This is a genomic window from Kluyvera sp. 142486 (assembly GCF_046569695.1).
Lineage (GTDB): Bacteria > Pseudomonadota > Gammaproteobacteria > Enterobacterales > Enterobacteriaceae > Kluyvera.
In genome coordinates, this window is the sequence record NZ_JBKHUI010000002.1 from 222,906 (window position 1) to 241,111 (window position 18,206).

General features: G+C 57.1%; 16 protein-coding genes and 1 pseudogene. 7 read left to right on the forward strand and 10 right to left on the reverse strand.

Features of this window, described 5'->3' with window-relative positions:
- Positions 1-38: 38 nt before the first annotated feature.
- Positions 39-335: pseudogene (locus ACLGE8_RS03315) on the reverse strand (autotransporter outer membrane beta-barrel domain-containing protein); the annotation flags it as partial.
- Between the two features lie 625 nt (positions 336-960).
- Here ACLGE8_RS03315 and hemB point away from each other — a divergent pair.
- Positions 961-1,935 carry a porphobilinogen synthase gene (hemB, locus tag ACLGE8_RS03320; protein ID WP_035895610.1) on the forward strand — a complete coding sequence of 325 codons (975 nt, stop codon included), beginning with the start codon at positions 961-963 and terminating at the stop codon, positions 1,933-1,935.
- Positions 1,936-2,121: 186 nt separating this feature from the next.
- Positions 2,122-3,828, forward strand: a complete 1,707-nt coding sequence (locus ACLGE8_RS03325; RefSeq protein ID WP_410996411.1) for a lysophospholipid acyltransferase family protein — start codon at positions 2,122-2,124, stop codon at positions 3,826-3,828.
- Positions 3,829-3,924: 96 nt separating this feature from the next.
- On the opposite strand, the gene tauD is transcribed toward ACLGE8_RS03325, so the two are convergent.
- The 8 genes from tauD to ACLGE8_RS03365 form a co-directional block, all read right to left on the reverse strand.
- Positions 3,925-4,776: a taurine dioxygenase gene (tauD, locus tag ACLGE8_RS03330; protein ID WP_410996413.1), complete on the reverse strand. Its 852-nt coding sequence runs from the start codon at positions 4,774-4,776 to the stop codon at positions 3,925-3,927.
- A complete protein-coding gene (gene tauC / locus ACLGE8_RS03335; RefSeq protein WP_410996415.1) occupies positions 4,773-5,600 on the reverse strand; it encodes a taurine ABC transporter permease TauC in 828 nt (275 codons plus the stop codon). Before tauC ends, tauD begins: the two co-directional genes overlap by 4 nt.
- Complete coding sequence (gene tauB / locus ACLGE8_RS03340; protein WP_410996627.1) at positions 5,597-6,364, reverse strand: taurine ABC transporter ATP-binding subunit; 768 nt, start codon at positions 6,362-6,364, stop codon at positions 5,597-5,599. The genes tauC and tauB overlap by 4 nt, the downstream gene beginning before the upstream one ends.
- 10 nt (positions 6,365-6,374) lie before the next feature.
- Positions 6,375-7,340, reverse strand: coding sequence for a taurine ABC transporter substrate-binding protein (tauA, locus tag ACLGE8_RS03345; protein ID WP_410996417.1), 966 nt, complete (start codon positions 7,338-7,340; stop codon positions 6,375-6,377).
- Positions 7,341-7,601: 261 nt separating this feature from the next.
- Complete coding sequence (gene mmuM / locus ACLGE8_RS03350) at positions 7,602-8,534, reverse strand: homocysteine S-methyltransferase (RefSeq protein ID WP_410996419.1); 933 nt, start codon at positions 8,532-8,534, stop codon at positions 7,602-7,604.
- Positions 8,521-9,930 (reverse strand): S-methylmethionine permease, encoded by a 1,410-nt coding sequence (mmuP, locus tag ACLGE8_RS03355; RefSeq protein ID WP_410996421.1) that lies wholly within the window; start codon positions 9,928-9,930, stop codon positions 8,521-8,523. Before mmuP ends, mmuM begins: the two co-directional genes overlap by 14 nt.
- Before the next feature lie 231 nt (positions 9,931-10,161).
- The gene (locus ACLGE8_RS03360; protein ID WP_410996423.1) at positions 10,162-11,283 is read right to left on the reverse strand and encodes a JmjC domain-containing protein; all 1,122 of its coding nucleotides are present in this window, start codon (positions 11,281-11,283) and stop codon (positions 10,162-10,164) included.
- A 92-nt stretch (positions 11,284-11,375) separates the two neighbouring features.
- Positions 11,376-12,674, reverse strand: a complete 1,299-nt coding sequence (locus ACLGE8_RS03365; RefSeq protein ID WP_410996425.1) for a diguanylate cyclase — start codon at positions 12,672-12,674, stop codon at positions 11,376-11,378.
- A 166-nt stretch (positions 12,675-12,840) separates the two neighbouring features.
- On the opposite strand from ACLGE8_RS03365, the gene ACLGE8_RS03370 reads away from it, so the two are divergent.
- The 5 genes from ACLGE8_RS03370 (at position 12,841) to ACLGE8_RS03390 (ending at position 17,567) form a co-directional block, all read left to right on the forward strand.
- Positions 12,841-13,056 carry an ECs_2282 family putative zinc-binding protein gene (locus tag ACLGE8_RS03370; protein WP_410996427.1) on the forward strand — a complete coding sequence of 72 codons (216 nt, stop codon included), beginning with the start codon at positions 12,841-12,843 and terminating at the stop codon, positions 13,054-13,056.
- A gap of 349 nt (positions 13,057-13,405) precedes the next feature.
- Positions 13,406-15,142 (forward strand): FAD-dependent oxidoreductase, encoded by a 1,737-nt coding sequence (locus tag ACLGE8_RS03375; RefSeq protein WP_410996429.1) that lies wholly within the window; start codon positions 13,406-13,408, stop codon positions 15,140-15,142.
- A 16-nt stretch (positions 15,143-15,158) separates the two neighbouring features.
- The gene (locus tag ACLGE8_RS03380) at positions 15,159-15,920 is read left to right on the forward strand and encodes an SDR family NAD(P)-dependent oxidoreductase (RefSeq protein WP_410996431.1); all 762 of its coding nucleotides are present in this window, start codon (positions 15,159-15,161) and stop codon (positions 15,918-15,920) included.
- Positions 15,921-16,059: 139 nt separating this feature from the next.
- The gene (locus ACLGE8_RS03385; RefSeq protein ID WP_410996433.1) at positions 16,060-16,818 is read left to right on the forward strand and encodes an IclR family transcriptional regulator; all 759 of its coding nucleotides are present in this window, start codon (positions 16,060-16,062) and stop codon (positions 16,816-16,818) included.
- Complete coding sequence (locus tag ACLGE8_RS03390) at positions 16,815-17,567, forward strand: IclR family transcriptional regulator (RefSeq protein WP_410996435.1); 753 nt, start codon at positions 16,815-16,817, stop codon at positions 17,565-17,567. The genes ACLGE8_RS03385 and ACLGE8_RS03390 overlap by 4 nt, the downstream gene beginning before the upstream one ends.
- Before the next feature lie 117 nt (positions 17,568-17,684).
- Here ACLGE8_RS03390 and ACLGE8_RS03395 read toward each other — a convergent pair whose 3' ends face one another.
- Entirely contained in the window at positions 17,685-18,200 is a 516-nt protein-coding gene (locus tag ACLGE8_RS03395) for a 4-hydroxyphenylacetate 3-monooxygenase reductase subunit (RefSeq protein WP_410996437.1), read from the reverse strand.
- Positions 18,201-18,206: the final 6 nt, after the last annotated feature.

Below are 18,206 nucleotides of genomic sequence, written 5' to 3' on the forward strand. Positions count from 1 at the left end.
AACACCGGGAAGTCTCCTTCCCGGTGTGATGAGGATTACCAGGTGTATTTCACACCGGCATTAGCCGCACAATCCTGATCGCCAACCTTCATCTTGTTGCTCAGACGATAGCTATCACCAGATTGGAACAGACCAGAAATCGCACCGTATGGAATCAGGTAGCCCGACTCATTATTCTGCCAGTCATAGCCCAGTTTCAGACCAAAGCCAAATGCATCAGAAGCGCTATTGCCATCTACATAAGCGCCATTACTCATGGTTGCGCTCAGGTCGTTGGTGAAGTGGCTGTAGCTCAGGTTGCCATCCAGGAAGACATTGTTGGCAAAACGCGCTGAAGGTCGCGGTAGTGTTAGCATCCCACACATAGATAAGCTCTTTACCTTTGTAGTCAGCAATGTTGCCTGCGCCGGTAGAGTTGTTGATACGAACGTTGTAGTTACCAGATGCAGCATTTACGTTGTCTTCCGCATCATGTTGGTCCATCAATTAACAATTGCAATAAAACATTTCTTTGTATGGGGAGAGGATTATGTGACGCGCATGACAAATGGTTCAATCATAGTTTATGCATAATTCTAATTCGGACGCATTAAATATAAAACAACATTCACAAAGTAAAAGCAAAAGCAATAAAATCAATAAGATAAAAAATAAATGCAAAACCAAAACGAATAAATAAAACAAGAAAAATTCAATTAATAAATAAATGACCGCTCATGAAAATCGCGCACAACAGATTTTTTAAAAATAAAAAATACAAATAAAACAAAAACCAAATAAATAATATATATCTTATAAGGCATTAAACAAGGATAAACATTATTTATTCTGATTGCTGTTGAGTTATATCTTATACTCCCTCCACATCTCTGCCGTTCGCATAACCCCCACTTTGGTAAAACATCCTCGCCCTGATTCGGTTACAATAGCGCCCCTTGTTTCACAAACATCAGGCATACCATGACAGACTTACTCCATCGCCCCCGTCGCCTGCGCAAATCTCCTGCGCTGCGCGCTATGTTTGAAGAGACAACACTGAGCTTAAATGACCTGGTGTTGCCGATTTTTGTTGAAGAAGAAATCAACGATTACAAAGCCATCGAGGCTATGCCGGGCGTGATGCGCATTCCAGAGAAGCATCTGGCACGCGAAATTGAACGCATCGCCAACGCCGGTATCCGCTCGGTGATGACTTTTGGTATCTCTCACCACACCGACGACACCGGCAGCGATGCCTGGAAAGAAGACGGCCTGGTGGCACGTATGTCTCGCATCTGCAAGCAGACCGTACCGGAGATGATCGTCATGTCCGATACCTGCTTCTGCGAATACACCTCTCACGGCCACTGCGGCGTACTGTGCGACCACGGCGTTGATAACGACCTGACCCTTGCCAACCTCGGCAAACAGGCCGTCGTTGCCGCAGCGGCAGGCGCAGACTTTATCGCACCTTCCGCGGCAATGGACGGTCAGGTACAGGCCATTCGCCAGGCGCTCGACGCGGCAGGCTTCACCGATACCGCCATCATGTCCTACTCCACCAAATTCGCCTCCTCCTTCTACGGCCCGTTCCGTGAAGCTGCTGGCACCGCGCTGAAGGGCGATCGTAAAACCTATCAGATGAACCCGATGAACCGCCGCGAGGCGATTCGCGAGTCGCTTCTGGACGAAGCTCAGGGCGCCGACTGTCTGATGGTGAAACCGGCGGGCGCGTACCTCGATATTCTGCGTGATATCCGCGAACGTACAGAACTGCCGATTGGCGCTTACCAGGTGAGCGGTGAATACGCGATGATTAAATTCGCCGCGCAGGCCGGCGCAATTGATGAAGAGAAAGTGGTTCTGGAAAGCCTGGGCGCCATTAAACGCGCGGGCGCGGACCTTATCTTCAGCTACTTCGCGCTCGACTTAGCCGAGAAGAAAATCCTGCGTTAATCACGCGCTGGGTTTCCCGGCGGCGCTATGCCTGGACGGGCTACGCTTGTGTAGGTAGCCCGGACGAAGCGTTTACGCCGACGCTTGGCCGGGCTACGTTTCAACGCCCCTCAAAACGTCACCAAACCGCCATACAACCGACACATCCCCCTTCTACTGTCACAGCAGGACAGAGGAGGAGCCGCTATGTTTAGTCTCGACAATGTCATCGACGACCTATGGCCTCAGGCGAGGCCCGCCCCCTGGCAAAAAAAAGTACTGAAGAAGCTGCTGCATGAAGAAGAATTTCAACAGTTTGCCGCACGCCATCGCCACCTGAAAGGGTTAGATACCGTCGAACAGGTGCTGGAACATCTCAATATTGACTGCGCGGTTCCGGTTCGCTGCCTGGAACAAATCCCTGAAAATGGCCCACTGGTCATCGTCGCCAACCACCCTACCGGCACGCTCGATGGTCTGGCCCTGCTCTACGCTGTCTCCCGCGTACGTCGCGATGTGAAAGTCGTCACCAACCGTATGTTGACCCACCTTGAACCGCTCAGCTCGCTGTTTATTCCGGTTGATAACATCAACGGCCGCACCTCAAAAGCGGCGCTCCAGCAGATGGACGCGCAGTTGCAAAATGGCGGTGTACTGATTTTCTTCCCGGCAGGCGAAGTGTCACGGCTGACGCGTAGGGGGATCCGCGATAAAAAATGGCATTCCGGCTTTATTAAGCTCGCAGCCAAATACCGTGCGCCGCTGCTACCGGCATGGATAGACGGTCGTAATAGCGCACTGTTCTACGCCAGCACGTTGATATCTCAACATCTGCCGCTGCTGCTGTTGATGCAGCAGATGTTCCGCCGCCGTAACGGCAGCCTGCCGGTAACCATTGGCGAGCAGATCGCCTGGTCCGCGTGGTTTAACCCGCAGTCCACGCCGCGTGAAATGACCGAGAAGTGCTATCGCCACCTTCATCTGTTGGGTAAAGGACTACCGGGAATTTTCAAAACCGAAAGCGCCATCGCCCGCCCGGAGGCCCGCGCCTTACTGAAGCGCGAGCTGAGCCAGGCCGAATGTCTGGGGCGCACGGCTGACGGCAAAGTCATTTATCTGTGGCAGCGTAACGGCCAGGAGGACGCGCCACTGCTGCGTGAACTGGGCCGCCTGCGTGAAATTGCCTTCCGGGCCGTGGGCGAAGGGAGCGGTAAGCGTCGCGATGTCGATGGCTATGATGATGATTATTTGCATCTGATCCTCTGGGATGAAGAGGATTTAGAAATCGTCGGCGCCTATCGTTTTATGCCTACCGCTATGCAGTTAGAAAAGCGCGGACTGGATGGCATTTACAGCTACAGCCTGTTCCACTACGACGCGCGCATGGACGATATTCTGCAACACGGGATTGAGCTGGGACGCAGCTTTATTCAGCCGCGCTACTGGGGCCGTCGTGGGCTGGACTATCTGTGGTCCGGTATTGGTGCCTATCTGGCACGCTATCCGCACTATCGTTACCTGTTTGGCCCGGTCTCGATTTCAGGCGGACTGCCGCCGTCGGCACGGGATCTACTGGTCGCCTTCTACCGTCTGTGGTTCCCGGCCACGCATCCGCTGGCGGAGTCACGTCGCCCGTATCCGGCCTCGTTGCCCGATGTGCTGGCGCAGTTTGGCGGTGAGGATTACAGCGAAGACCTGACGCGGCTCAAATCGCTGCTCGGCAACCTTGGCTGCGGTATTCCACCGCTCTACAAGCAGTATTCGGAAGTCTGCGAACCCGGCGGCGTGCAGTTTATCGATTTTGGCAGCGACCCGGAGTTTAACAACTGCGTGGATGGGCTGGTGTTGGTGGATTTAACCTATCTGAAGGCGAATCGGTATCAGCGGTATATCGGGGCGCATTTAGGTTTGTAGGCCGGATAAGGCGTTTACGCCGCCATCCGGCACGGTGCCGCATCGTGCCGGATGGCGCTACGCTTATCCGGCCTACAATCGGCACCCGTCGGGATTTCATGGCGCACGATAAAACGGCTTATCCCCCAGAATCGTCGCCCGATGCATAATCCGTCGCTGCGGCAGATAATCGGCATTCGCGTAGTGCTGCGTTACCCGGTTATCCCAAATCGCCACATCGTTCGGCTGCCAGCGCCAGCGCACCTGAAACTCTGGCCTGGTGACGTGGTTAAACAGGAAGCTCAGCAGCGCCTCGCTCTCTTTCTCCGTCACGTCGACAATGCGGGTGGTAAATCCTTCGTTAACAAACAGCGCCTGCTTGCCGGTCACCGGATGGGTACGCACCACCGGGTGCAGCAGCGGTGGATTTTTGGCGACCGCCTCCTGCCAGCGCTGATGCTCCTCTTCGGTTTTGCGGTACTTGTACTCCTGGAACGATTTACGGAAATCGTGCTCTGCACGCAGGCCGCTCAGCAGCGCTTTAAACGGTTCGGAAAGTGCATCATAGGCCGCAATGCCGCTGGTCCACAGCGTATCGCCACCGGTAGACGGCAGCTCTTTCGCCGCCAGAATCGCCCCGGCAGGCGGCGTCTCAATAAAGGTGACATCGGTATGCCAGTTGTCGTTATCCGGCGGATTATTGTCGTGCGTATCCAGCACGATAATCTCGTCCACGCCCGGCGCATGCGGGTAAACCGGGTGGATATGCAGATCGCCAAAGCGCAGCGCCAGTTCGCGCTGTTGCTCCGGGGTGATCAACTGTTCACGCAGGAACACCACCTGATGGCGAAGCACCGCGTGATACAGCTGTTCAAACTGGTTATCGCTCAGCGGGCGGGTCAGGTCCGCGCCGGAAATCTGCGCGCCAATATATGGCCCCAGCGGGGTAATTGCCAGACGTTCACTCATTGTATTTCTCCATGCCAGGGGGTCAGACGGCGCTGAAGCGCACGCAGCCCGAGTTCCAGACTAAAAGCGATAATCGCGATCACCGCGATGCCAGCCAGCACCACGTCAGTGGCTAAAAACTCCCCGGCGGACTGCACCATAAAACCTAAACCTCGGGTCGCCGCGATAAGCTCGGCAGCCACCAGCGTCGACCAGCCCACACCTAATCCAATGCGCAGCCCGGTGAGAATCTCCGGCAGCGCGCCGGGTAAAATCACCAGCCACAGCACCTGAGCACGTTTAGCACCGAGCGACTGAGCGGCGCGAATACGCACCTGCTGCGCGCTTTTCACCCCCGCCAGGGTCGACATCGCCACCGGGGCGAAAATCGCCAGGTAGATCAGCAGGATCTTCGAGGTTTCGCCGATCCCAAACCAGATAACCATCAGCGGCAGATAGGCCAGCGGCGGCACCGGGCGGTAAAGTTCAATTAATGGATCGAGAACACCGCGCACCGTTGGGCTCAGGCCCATGGCGATCCCCACCGGAATACCGATTATTGTCGCCGCCAACAGCGCCACGACAATACGTCCAAGACTCGCCGCCAGATGCTGCCACAGCGTGGCATCCATAAATCCCTGCGGGCCGGCAATAGTCAGCAGCTTATTCAGCACCTGCCCCGGCGCGGGTAAAAACAGCGGGCTAACCCAGTGCGCGGCCGCGACCGCCCACCAGATAACCAGCAGCACCGCCAGCGTGACAAGGCTCAGCGTCAGATGGCGCGAGAACGGCCAGCGCAGCTTCAGCGTGCGCGTCCGCGGTTTATCGTTAATCACCACGCTCATGAGAAGGCCTCCCGTTGCTCAAACACTCGGCTCAGCACGTATTCGCGCTGGGCAATAAACTGCGGGTCAGACTTAATGCTGCGACACGACTCACCGGCCACAAACCGACGGGCAAAATCGAGGGATAAACGCTCCAGCACGCGGCCAGGCCCCGGAGACAGCAGCACCAGTTCGGTCGCCATAAACACCGCTTCTTCGATGTCATGGGTAATCAGCAGCACCTTTTTGCCCGTTTCATGCCACAGCTTGAGCAGCAGGGTTTGCATCTGCTCGCGGGTAAAGGCATCGAGCGCGCCGAACGGCTCATCCAGCAGCAGCAACTGCGGGTTGGCCGCCAGTGCGCGGGCAATGCCAACCCGCTGGCGCTGGCCGCCGGAGAGCTGCCAGATAAAGCGCCTCTCAGCCCCCTCCAGCCCGACCTTTTTCAGCATCAGCGCGGCAATATCCCGACGCTCGGTTTTGTTTACCCCGGCCAGTTGCAGTCCCAGCGCGACGTTATCCTGCACGTTGCGCCACGGCAGTAGCCCTTCATTCTGAAAGACCACGCCGCGCTCGGCCCCCGGGCCATCAACATGTTTTCCATCGAGGATGATGCTGCCGTGCTGATACGGCACAAATCCGGCGATCAGGTTCAGCAGCGTGGTTTTACCGCAGCCAGAAGGCCCCAGCACCACCAGCAGTTCACCGCTGTCCAACGTGAGATTGATATCCGCCAGCGCAGGTTTACCGCCGTAGTCAGCGGAAAGATGCGAGATTTGCAGCATCATGGCCCCCTTATTTCACGAAACGGTCGGTAACGTACTGGCTGTAGTCGGTCGCCACCGCCGGGACTTTGCCCTGCTCTTTGAGGAACTGCGCGGTGTCGACAATTGCCTTATTCACCGGGCCATTAAGTTCCTGCGCCTGCTGTTCGGCGGTGAGATAGGTGTTGCCCTTCACCAGCCCCGGAACGTCCGCTTCCGGTACGCCGCTCAGGCGCGCCAGCTTGCTGATGTTCTCGGGTTGAGCCAGCCATTTATCCGGGTTATCGATATAGCCGCGCTGGGCATCAATCGCGCTTTTGGCGAAGGCTTTCACCACCTCAGGATGTTTGTCGGCGAAGTCTTTACGCACCACCCACACGTCGAGCGTTGGCGCCCCCCACTCGCCCACTTTGGACGAGTCGGTCAGTACGGTGCCGTCTTTTTCCAGCTCGTTCACCGCCGGTGCCCACACGTAAGCACCGTCAATATCACCGCGTTGCCAGGCGGCAATAATTGCCGGTGGCTGCAGGTTCAGGATCTGCACCTGACCCGGCTTAATGCCCCAATGTTTGAGCGCCGCCAGCAGGCTGTAGTGGGTAGTGGAGATAAACGGTACGGCAATGCGTTTACCAATCAGGTCTTCAGGTTTGGTGATGGCTTTTTTCACCACCAGCGCTTCGGAGTTACCGAGCTTTGAGGCCAGCAGGAAAACTTCAATCGGCACCTGCTGGCTGGCGGCCACCGCCAACGGGCTGGAACCGAGGTTGCCAATCTGAACATCGCCAGAGGCCAGTGCGCGGACGATGCTCGCGCCGCTGTCAAACTTGCGCCAGTCCGGTTTTGCTCCGCTCAGCTTTTCGAAGGTATTGTCCGCCTGCGCCACCTTGGCGGGCTCGGCGGAGGTTTGGTAGGCGATGGTGACGTCCACGGCCTGTGCCTGGAATGCCAACAGTGCCAACGTAGCGGCGATAAGGGTGAAACGCGATGCGATTGCCATAATGTCCTGCTCCCATGTCTTGTTATGGAGGCAGTATTTCCGGCGCGGGGTATTTGATAAAGGAATTAAAAATGCTTGTTAATTCCAATTCGTTTTTAGAAGAAAAGTGGCAAAAGATAGTTGGGGAGTGGGATTTCCCCGGAAAAGTCCCGGGGAGATCGTAGGCCTGATAAGCGAAGCGCCATCAGGCAGTCCGGCGCACTTTGCCGGATGGCGGCGTCGCCTTATCCGGCCTACAGGTACCCCCAGGAATACTCAGGTTCAGCAGTGCGCCTTCAGTGCCGCAATATCCTTCGGCGTGGTCCTGCAGCAGCCGCCAATCAGCTTCGCCCCGGCCGCCAGCCACTGCGGCAGATAGCCTTCCAGCGTCGCGCAGGCCTCACCGTGGTGATGCCAGGTTTTGCTGACCGCATCGTAATGCTCACCAGAGTTAGGATAAACCACCAGCGGCAGCGGCGTCAGGCCGTGCAGATATTCCAGCGCCTCAACGGTATTTTCCAGCACGATACAGTTAATGCCCACCGCCAGAATCTGCGGATAGTCCGCCAGCAGCGCCAGCACATCACGCAGCGGCGTGCCGTCGCTCAGGTGCTGAGCATCGCGCAGGGTAAACGAGAACCACGCCTGTGCCACCGGGTAGGCTTCCAGCAGTTGCGCCAGCGCGCGAATTTCATCAAACGACGGCAGGGTTTCGCAGGCCAACAGGTCAACGCCCGCCTCCAGCAAGGCTTCAACGCGTGGGCGATGGAAATCCTGAAACACCTGCGCGCTGCGCTGGTAGTCGCCGCGATATTCCGAACCGTCCGCCAGGTAAGCCCCATACGGCCCCACGGAACCGGCAATCAGCAGCCCCTTCGCCGCCGGGTTTTCTGCGTAGTACGAGTCACGAGCCTGCTTCGCCAGCTCCACGCTTTTGGCAATCAGCGAGCGGGCCTGCGCTTCATTGAGCCCACGCGCGGCAAAGCCGTCCGGGGTCGCCTGATAGCTGGCGGTGATCGCCACCTGCGCCCCGGCGCGGAAGTAGTCGAGATGCACGTCGTAAATCAGCTGTGGGTTTTCCATCAGCACTTTCGCCGACCACAGGCTGTCGGCCAGGTCGCAGCCGCGCGCCTCAAGCTCGGTCGCCATCGCGCCGTCGAGCAGTACAAAGGGATGGTCAGTCAGAATTGTGGTTAAGGGATTATTCTGCGGCATGCTGCGGCGCCTCCTCGGTCAGGCGTGAACGTGTGAGATAGTAGGCACCATAACACAGCGCCACAAACGGGATCCCGCACCACAGCGCAATCCGCTGCGAAGGGTCAAACGCCAGGCCAAGACAGGCCACCAGGCAGAGCACAAAGCCCAGCACCGGCACCAGCGGATACCATGGCGCGCGATAGTGCAGTTCGCTCAGCGCTTTCCCCTGCTGCAAATGACGACGGCGGAACATAAAGTGCGAGGCGCAGATGCTAATCCACACCGCCACCACCGCAAAACCAGAAATCGCCGACAGCGCGACAAACACGGTATCCGGCGCGACGATGCTGGAAAACAGCGCCAACAGCCCGCCGAGCATACTCACCGACAGCGCCACCAGCGGCACGCCGTTTTTGGTCAGCTGCGAGAAGCAGCGCGGCAGCGTACGTTCGTTGGAAAGCGACCATAACATGCGGCCAGAGGCATACAGCCCGGAGTTCGCCGCCGACAGAATCGCCGTCAGGATCACGAAGTTGAAAATGTCCGCCGCGTACGGAATCCCGACTTTCTCAAACACCAGCACGAACGGGCTCTTTTCCACCCCCGCCTGCTGCATCGGGATCAGCGCTGCCAGCACAAACACGGTGCCGATAAAGAAGATAATCAGCCGCGCAATGGTGGTACGAATGGCAACCGGGATCACCTTGTGCGGATTCTCGGTTTCACCGGCGGCAATGCCGATAAGTTCGGTGCCGGAAAACGCAAAGTTCACCGCCACCATGGTCATCAGAATTGGCAGTCCGCCGTGCGGGAACCAGCCCTCGGCGGTAATGTTCGACAGCCCCGGCGCGGGCGAGCCGTCCTGCATCGGGATAAAGCCAAAGATAGCCGCGCCGCCCAGGATAATAAACGCGATGATGGTTATCACCTTCACCAGCGAGAACCAGAACTCCCCTTCGGCAAAGAAGCGGGTCGAAATAACGTTGAGGCCGAAAATAAGTACGCAGAACAGCAGGCACCAGATCCACACCGGTACCTGCGGGAACCAGTACTGCATACAGAACCCGGCGGCGGTAAAGCTCGAGCCGAGCGCCACCGTCCAGGTGAGCCAGTAGAGCCACGCCACGGTGTAGCCGGTCGCCGGGCCAAGATAGCGAGAGGCGTAAAGATGGAACGCGCCGGTTTCCGGCATCGCCACCGACAGCTCGCCAAGACACTGCATCACCAGCCAGACAACCAGCGCGCCAATCAGATAGGCCAGCAGCGTACCCGCCGCGCCGGTGGTGGAGATGATATAGCCGGTATTGAAAAACAGCCCTGTGCCAATAACACCACCCAGCGACAGCATAATCAGGTGGCGGGTTTTCATGGTGCGCTTTAACTGCCCACCTTGTTGTTGTGTTGTGTTTTGCATTATTACCTTCTAAACGTATGGACATCTAAACATCCAAATAAGAAGGAGGTTATACAACGATTGTGAATGAATTGCAAAACGGGGGGATCACCAGAAATGAGGGAGAGTGCGGGGGTTCCCCCTCTCCCCAAAGGGACGAGGGAACCGATCGCATCGTTGGTGAGGCTGGTTTTCCCCCTCTCCCTTTCAGGGAGAGGGCCGGGGTGAGGGTACAACGCGCACCCTCACCGCTTACTCGTCAAAGAACCAGTACCCCTGATTAATCAACGCCGTCAGTTCCACCACAAACGCAGGATTATGCAGCGCTTCGCCAAGCAACGTGCTATCCACTTCGGTATAGCGGCTCAGCACGTCCAGCGCCTGCGGCGCACAGGTTTCTACCCGTTCGCTGTTAATAAAGAAACAGCCGCCAATATTCAGCACCCGCAGGCCGTTCAGACGACGCAGGGTTTCCCCACCTTCCAGCGCGGCAGCAACCTCTTCCGGCTCGTACGGCGGCTCGGCTGGCGCAAGATCCAGCTCATGACGCGGCGTGCTGATAAAGCTGCCGAACCACTGCTTGAAATCATCCGGCTTACGGATCATATCGATCATCATGGTGCGCAGACGCTCCAGTTCATGATCTTCCACTTTACCCGCATGTTCCCGACAGGTGAGATCAGGGTCGGTGTAGTACTTCTCGCCCAGATCGTTTTCCAGCGCATAATCGGCAAAGCTGCTGATCAGATCGCGACCGTTCGGCCCACGGAAGCCAACGGAGTAGTTCAGCGTGGCTTCGAAGGTGTAGCCATCGTGCGGGAATCCTGGCGGAATATAGAGAATATCGCCCGGCTCCATTTCCACTTCGATAATCGGTGTAAAGGGCTCAACGTGCAGCAGCGCCGGGTGCGGGCAGTGCTGTTTTAACGTCAAGGCATCGCCTACGCGCCAGCGGCGGCGGCCCATACCCTGGATAATAAATACGTCATACGGGTCGATATGCGGCCCCACGCCGCCGCCCGGCACCGAGAAGGAGATCATCAGATCATCCAGCCGCCAGTCCGGCAGCACGCGGAATGGACGTACCAGTTCGGCGGAAGGTTCATGCCAGTGGTTCACCGCCTGCGCCAGCAGCGACCAGTTTTCCTCACCCAGATGGTCAAAATCTTCGAACGGGCCGTTGCTGGCCTGCCATTTACCGTCGGCGTGGCTAACCAGGCGGCTGTCGACTTCCATCTCCATCGCCAGACCGGCCAGTTCATCCGGGGTAATCGGGTCAACGAAGTTCGGGAAGGCGTTCTTCAGGACGACCGGTTGCTTCTGCCAGTATTTTTCTAAAAATTCCGGCCAGTTGAGGTTCAGTTGATAAGCCATGTTTCTTTACCATCACAGTAGAGGAGTAGGCCCGATTATAAAGAGGCCAGCGATTGGCCTCTTTGTGGTGAATCAATTGCCGAACGTTCCGCTTACACCGCCACGACGCGATTACGCCCCTGCTGTTTGGCACGATAGAGCGCCGCATCGCTGCTATGGATAAGCTCGGCGCCAATATCCGCCGGGCTCTGGATGCTGCAAACGTACAGCGGCGCATCCCAGGTCATCACGCCAAGGCTGATGGTCAGCACGCCGCCAAGCGGGTTGGTTTCATGTTCAATATTCAGATCCATCACCCGTTCGCGCAGACGCTCGGCCACCGTTCGTGCCCCCTCTGCCCCGGTGTCCGGCAGCATAATTAAAAACTCTTCGCCGCCGTAGCGGCTGACGCTATCGTCCGGCCTCAGCCCTCCCCTCAGCGCGTCCGCCACCGCCTTCAGCACGCGGTCGCCCGCCTGATGGCCATAGGTATCGTTATAGCGTTTGAAAAAGTCGAGGTCGGCCATGCACAGTGAGAGTGATGCCCCTTCACGCTGGGCGCGGGTGATCTCATAGTTCAGCCGTTCGTCCATATAACGGCGGTTGAACAATCCGGTCAGATGGTCCCGCTCGGCGTACTGCAGCAGTACCTGGTTGGCGCTGGCGAGCTGCTGCTCCGCCAGCTTGCGGTCGGTAATATCCATCCACGCGGAGGAGATCCCCGCCACGTTTCCGCCCGCGTCATACACTGGCATTGGCTTAATGTAGAAGTAACGTCCGTAGAGAAAAACCTCTTTGCTAGCGATCTCTTCTCCGGCATCAAGACGAATAAAATCCTGCTGAAACAACAAATTCCATTCCGGCATGATATCTCGCAGGCACTGACCAATCAGCACATCTTCCGGCTGACCAAGCAGTTCGCCCATCGCTTTATTCGCTTTCGTGAGCTGCCCAAAACGGTTAATCACGCACAGCGCCAGCGGCGTGTTCTGGTAGATAGACTCCAGCTGCAACACCCGTTCGCCAAGCTGCGAGATGTCGCGGTCGATACCGCGATACCCGATTAACTCTCCCTGGGCATCAAAAAGCGGAATACCGCTGGTTTCGATGATCACCGCGCTGCCATCTGCCCGACGGTTGCGGTTAATCATGCCGTTGAAGGGCTGCCGGGAAGCCAGCACCTCGCCAAAGCATTTCTGCACCCGCTCCGATTCTGCCGGTTCCATAAACTCAAACGGCGCGCGGCCAAGCACCTCTTCAGCCGAGTAGCCCAGCAGGTTATTCACCACGTTGGATACCCACACGTAGCGCCCCTGAGCGTCTACCTCCCAGATCCAATCCGTGTTGTGGTTAATAAGATCCGCGAGCTTATCGGCTTCGCTCGTACTCCCCTGCGCAAATTGCTTATCCATTGCTTTCCCGTCCTTTTCCGTTAGCGCTCCGCTTGCTTTAACTGTGCGGTTAAAAAACAACCACTTTGTCAACCAACACATAATGAGCGGCTATTTAATAATCATAAATGCTTTAACAATATGTGCTATTGAACTATTTTATGGCAAGAATAAAGGAGGCCGGTTTGTGATTTTAATAAAATATTTATGCCCTAAATGTAACCATACAACAGAAATTACTGATGTTGAAAAAATAACGAACTCCGCTGATGAATATCCTTTATGCTGCCCCGCCTGTGGTCAGCATTTTAGTAAAACGACGCTGGCAAAATTTGCCCGTCAGCGGGCGGAAGAGATGATAAATGACGCATTATCGCGATTAAAAAAACAGACCTCGCAATAACATCGCCGTACGCGTTTAGACTGATTAATAGCACTAATTAATTACTCATTGAGATAAATAACGTCAGGCTAATACAGAATACGGCTGAATTATTTCGGTAATCCAGAATTATTAATCTATTCAATATTAAAAATACGTCCCCTGCCCGCCATTCATTCCCTCACCACACATTGCCAGCCCAACCACGGTCGACATCGAAAGTCGTCTCCCCGTCCGATCCAACAAAATTTGATCCGCGATCGCATTTCTAAATTATACATATGCAAAACAATTGATCACTATCAAACCCATTGCTAGCTTGCATGACAACTGACCAGAAAATGGCCGTCGGTGGTAAACGGAGAATGTCATGTCAAATGCTAAAGAATTTCGCTGTGATGTAGTGGTGGTGGGCACGGGTGCGGCGGGGATGTCTGCCGCCGTAACCGCGGCGCATCAGGGGCTCGATGTACTGATGATTGAAAAACGTGACCGCTTCGGCGGCACGGCGGCGCGGTCAGGCGGATGGCTGTGGATCCCCTGCACGAAGCTGGCGCACGCCTACGGCCACGATGATTCACCGGAGGCGGTGAAAACCTATCTGCGCCACGAAGGCGGGGCGAGCTACAACGATGCCCGCGTCTCAGCCTTCTTGCAGCACGGCCCGCAGGCGGTGGACTTCTTCTTACAAAATACGGCGGTCGATTTTGAAATGCCGCTGACCTTCCCCGACTATCATGCGGAAGCGCCGGGGGCGATGCAGGGCGGGCGCTCGATGGTGGCAAAACCGTTCGATGCCCGTGAACTGGGCGACAACCTCAAGCACCTGGAGCCCGCGCTGCCTGAACTGACGGTATTCGGTATGATGATTGGCTCCGGCAAAGATATTCGCCATCTGATGAACGCCACTCGCTCGCTGCAGTCGGCGGTCTACGCCGCAAAGCGCCTGTCGAAGCATTTCTGGGAAACCCTGACGTTAGGCCGCGGGATGCTGTTGACCAACGGCAATGCGCTGATGGGACGTCTGGCAAAATCAGCATTGGATAAAAACATCCCTATCTGGCGCAACTCACCGATTCAGGAACTGCTCTATGAAAACGGGCGCGTAGTCGGGGCAAAGGTTAAAAAAGAGAATGAAATCATTACCGTCTACGCCGACAGAGGGGTCGTGCTGGCCGCCGGTGGGTTCTCGCATGACGTCGAGCGCCGTAAAGCCAACTATCGCCACGCGCCTACTGGCAAAGAGCACTGGAGCCCAACGGTGGAGTCTAACACCGGCGATACCTTCAGGCTGTTTGAGGCGCTCGGCGGCAAGATTGATAGCCATCTGGCGAATGCCGCCGCGTGGTCTCCGGTCTCGCTGACGACCCGCGCCGACGGCAGCCAGGGCGTGATGCCGCACTTTATTGACCGCGCCAAGCCCGGCGTGATTGCAGTCACCGCCAGGGGTCAGCGTTTTACCAACGAGGCCAACTCTTACCACGACTACGTGCAGGCGATGATCAACGCCTGTGAAGGGGAAAGCGAAACCTGCTCGTGGCTTATCTGCGATCACCCGACCCTGCGCCGCTACGGTTTAGGCAGCGTCGCCCCGTTCCCGCTGCCAATAGGCCGCCATCTCAAATCAGGCTATCTGCTGAAAGGGGCAACGCTGGAAGCGCTGGCAAATAAGGCCGGAATTGACCCACAGGGTCTAACCCAAACGGTCACCGTCTTTAACCAGGGCGCCATCAGCGGTCATGATCCAGCGTTCGGTAAAGGCTCGAAAGCCTACAACCGCTATCAGGGCGATGCTCTGCACCAGCCAAACCCGTGCCTGAAGGCTATCGAACGGGGGCCGTTCTATGCGGTGAAAATTCATCCAGGGGATATCGGCACCTACAACGGAATTCCGGTTGATGAACACTGCCGGGCGCTGGCCGAAGACGGTACGCCTATCGACGGGCTGTATGCCATCGGCAACGACGCCACCAGCATTATGGGCGGCAACTATCCCGGCGCCGGGATCACCCTCGGCCCGGCATTAACCTTTGGCTACGCCGTCGCGAAGTATATTGCCGGGCAGACGGTTGCCGGTGCAGACCCCCTCATCAAAAAAGCGTCATAGCCCTGGAGCAAAAAAGATGAATAGCGAATTTAGTCTGAACGATAAGCTGGTATTAATTACCGGCGCGGCGCGCGGTAACGGTGCGGCGATGGCGGAAGGAATGGCGAAGGCCGGCGCGCGCGTGCTGCTGGTCGACGTGGATAGCGCGGCAGTCGAAGAGACGGCGGCGGCACTGCGTCATCAGGGTGCGAAGGTCTGGAGCTTTGGCGTAGACGTCAGCGATATTGAGAGCTGCGAAGCGCTGGCCGAAGAGGTGACGGCCAATATTGGTCACCTCGATGTGCTGGTGAATAACGCCGGAATTTTAAAGCGCATCCCATTTGATTCTGACGACGCCCACGAGGCGCTGCACCTGACGCTGTCGGTGAACGTGCTCGGGCCGTTTAATATGTGCAAGGCGTTCTTATCGTCGCTGATTGCCAGCAAAGGGAATATTATCAACGTCGCCTCGATTCAGTCCTTCGTGGCGGCCCCTACTGCGTTTTCTTACGCCGTTTCCAAAGGCGGCCTGGCGCAGCTGACCCGCACGCTAGCGGCGGAACTGGCCGAGCACGGCATTCGCGTAAACGCCATCGCGCCGGGGGTCGTGAATACCGATATGACTACCGCCACACGGGAAAATAAAAGCACGCTTGAAAGTTATTTAACCCACATCCCGCTGCGGCGCGTGGCGTCGCCGCAGGAACTTGTGGGGCCGGTGACCTTCCTTGCTTCCAGCGCTGCAAGCTATGTTACTGGTGTGGTGCTGCCGGTGGATGGAGGCTATCTGGTTAGCTAACGAGCCCTCCCGGCGTCGCGTCACTCGGCCGGGCTACGGGCCCGAGCGACGCGACGCCGGGAAATTCCCCCCTCTCCGATGACTATGCTAGAGTACCTATCCTCTTCTTTCAGAAGCCAATCTGGAGCGCAGCGTCATCATGAAGTCGGAACAACGAGGGATTCAGAGCGTTGAGGTCGCCGGGCACATTCTGCGGATGATGGTCGAACAGTCCGCACCGATGAGCCTGACCGAAATCGCCGAACGGGTCGACTCCGCCCCCGCCCAAATTTTCAGCTATCTGGTGAGTCTGGAACGCACCGGCATGCTCAAGCGCGACCCGGTGACGCAAAAGTACGAGCCCGGTTCGCTGTCGCTGCGTCTGGGGATCAACGCGCTGTACGCCGCGCCAAAAGTGAAAGCCGCGATTGCCGCCGTCGAACGTCTGGGCCAGCAGCACCAGTTGAACGTTTTTGTCGCCGTCTGGACGCGCTTTGGCCCGGTGGTCATTTTCTACCGCGAATACGGCATGGTGATGAACCTCGGCTTTAAACAGGGCTCCGCCCTCTCTCTCACCCGCACCGCCACCGGCAAGCTGTTTGCCGCCCTGATGCCTGAAGCGGCGTGCAACGAGATTATCCAGGCGCAAACCTTCACCCGCGATGACCGCCAGCTGTTTAGCCACGACGACTTCCAGCAGGCGCTGGCGCATATCCGCGAGCAGGGCCTGTCGATTTCCCGCAGCGTACCTACGCCCTCCGTCTCGGCGCTCTCGGCCCCGGTGCTGGACGGAGACGGTAACCTGCAGCTGGCAATCAGCGCCTTCTCGGCCTCCCATCAACTGGATGAACAGAAACTCGTAACGATCGGCAACCTGCTAAAAGCGGAAGCCCTGGCCCTGAGCGGAGATTGCCAATGAGCGAAAAATCACAGCGTCGGGTACAGTCGGTGGAAGTCGCCGCCGATATTCTGGAATCGCTTATCGCCAGCGGTACTCACAAAAGCCTCAAAGAGATTGCCAGCACCGCACAGATGAGCTCGGCCAAAGTCTTCCCCTACCTGATTAGCCTGGTGCGCGCGGGTCTGGTGAGCAAAGACGAGCAGAGCGGTCTGTACAGCGCAGGTTCACTGTCGCAGGAGCTGGGGATTTTAGGGCTGCACTATCTGAATCTGCAGCGCGAAGGGGAACGCGTCACCCGACTGCTTGCTGAAAGCACCGGGCACGGCGTGGCCTTAAGCGTGTGGGGCAACCATGGCCCGACGGTGATTAGCTTTACCGAGCCGCGCCATACCCTGTATAGCGAAATTCGTCTTGGGTCAGTGATGTCGCTAGCGTCGTCGTCCATCGGGCGCACCTTCTGCGCCTGGATGCCTGACGATATCATCGCTAACGCCTATAAAAACGCGACCGGTCAGGCGCTGAGTAAGGCGAAACGTGAAGAGTTTCCGCAGATCCGCGCGCTCGGCCTGGATATGCAGCATGACGCGCCGGTGCCTGGCATTAGCTCGGTCAGCGCACCGGTGTTTGAACTGAGCGGCGCAATCTATTTTGCGCTCACGCTGTTTGATGAGACGCAGATACTGAACCTCGATGCCGACAGCCCTACCCTTGCCCTGCTTCGCCAGCAGGCGGCGGCGCTTTCAGAAAGCCTCGGCTTTAAACCGTAAGTTGTAGGCCGGATAAGGTGTTTACGCCGCCATCCGGCAATCGGCACCGAATTGCCTGATGGCGCTACGCTTATCAGGCCTACAAGACCCGTATCTGTAACCGACTCCACGGAGCCCTCAAGCCAGGGCTTCCGCTTCCATCATCACCGGATGAAAACGGCGTTTAAAATAGATAAGCCCGTGGCTCTCCGCTTCCCCCAATGCAATGTTCTGAATCTCCACCAGATAGACCAGATGACTACCAATGGTCTGCACCTGACGAATTTCGCCTTCCAGACTTGCCAGCGACCCTTTCAGCACCGGCTGTTCCAGCGCGCCGCGCTGCCAGCCAGAAAGCCCGAAGCGCTCGTCCATCGCCATACCGGTCATCCCGGCGAAATGGCGAGCCATGATCTCCTGCTCGTGGTTGAGCACGTTGATGCACAGCTTGCCGTTGCCCTGGAATACCGGGTTCATGGCGCTGTTGGCGTTGATACAGACCATCACCGATGGCGGTGAATCCGTGACCGAACAGACAGCGGTGGCGGTGATGCCGCAGCGGCCCGCTTCCCCTTCGGTGGTGACGACGTTAACGGCGGCCGACAGGCTGGCCATGGCATCGCGAAAACGCAGACGTTGTTCATCTAATTGCATTGTGAC

What these genes read in the sequence shown, in the direction of transcription:
- hemB (WP_035895610.1), top strand. Translation starts at nt 961, where the DNA reads ATGACAGACTTACTCCATCGCCCCCGTCGCCTGCGCAAATCTCCTGCG.
- ACLGE8_RS03325 (WP_410996411.1), top strand. Translation starts at nt 2,122, where the DNA reads ATGTTTAGTCTCGACAATGTCATCGACGACCTATGGCCTCAGGCGAGG.
- tauD (WP_410996413.1), bottom strand. Translation starts at nt 4,776, where the DNA reads ATGAGTGAACGTCTGGCAATTACCCCGCTGGGGCCATATATTGGCGCG.
- tauC (WP_410996415.1), bottom strand. Translation starts at nt 5,600, where the DNA reads ATGAGCGTGGTGATTAACGATAAACCGCGGACGCGCACGCTGAAGCTG.
- tauB (WP_410996627.1), bottom strand. Translation starts at nt 6,364, where the DNA reads ATGCTGCAAATCTCGCATCTTTCCGCTGACTACGGCGGTAAACCTGCG.
- tauA (WP_410996417.1), bottom strand. Translation starts at nt 7,340, where the DNA reads ATGGCAATCGCATCGCGTTTCACCCTTATCGCCGCTACGTTGGCACTG.
- mmuM (WP_410996419.1), bottom strand. Translation starts at nt 8,534, where the DNA reads ATGCCGCAGAATAATCCCTTAACCACAATTCTGACTGACCATCCCTTT.
- mmuP (WP_410996421.1), bottom strand. Translation starts at nt 9,930, where the DNA reads ATGCAAAACACAACACAACAACAAGGTGGGCAGTTAAAGCGCACCATG.
- ACLGE8_RS03360 (WP_410996423.1), bottom strand. Translation starts at nt 11,283, where the DNA reads ATGGCTTATCAACTGAACCTCAACTGGCCGGAATTTTTAGAAAAATAC.
- ACLGE8_RS03365 (WP_410996425.1), bottom strand. Translation starts at nt 12,674, where the DNA reads ATGGATAAGCAATTTGCGCAGGGGAGTACGAGCGAAGCCGATAAGCTC.
- ACLGE8_RS03375 (WP_410996429.1), top strand. Translation starts at nt 13,406, where the DNA reads ATGTCAAATGCTAAAGAATTTCGCTGTGATGTAGTGGTGGTGGGCACG.
- ACLGE8_RS03380 (WP_410996431.1), top strand. Translation starts at nt 15,159, where the DNA reads ATGAATAGCGAATTTAGTCTGAACGATAAGCTGGTATTAATTACCGGC.
- ACLGE8_RS03385 (WP_410996433.1), top strand. Translation starts at nt 16,060, where the DNA reads ATGAAGTCGGAACAACGAGGGATTCAGAGCGTTGAGGTCGCCGGGCAC.
- ACLGE8_RS03390 (WP_410996435.1), top strand. Translation starts at nt 16,815, where the DNA reads ATGAGCGAAAAATCACAGCGTCGGGTACAGTCGGTGGAAGTCGCCGCC.
- ACLGE8_RS03395 (WP_410996437.1), bottom strand. Translation starts at nt 18,200, where the DNA reads ATGCAATTAGATGAACAACGTCTGCGTTTTCGCGATGCCATGGCCAGC.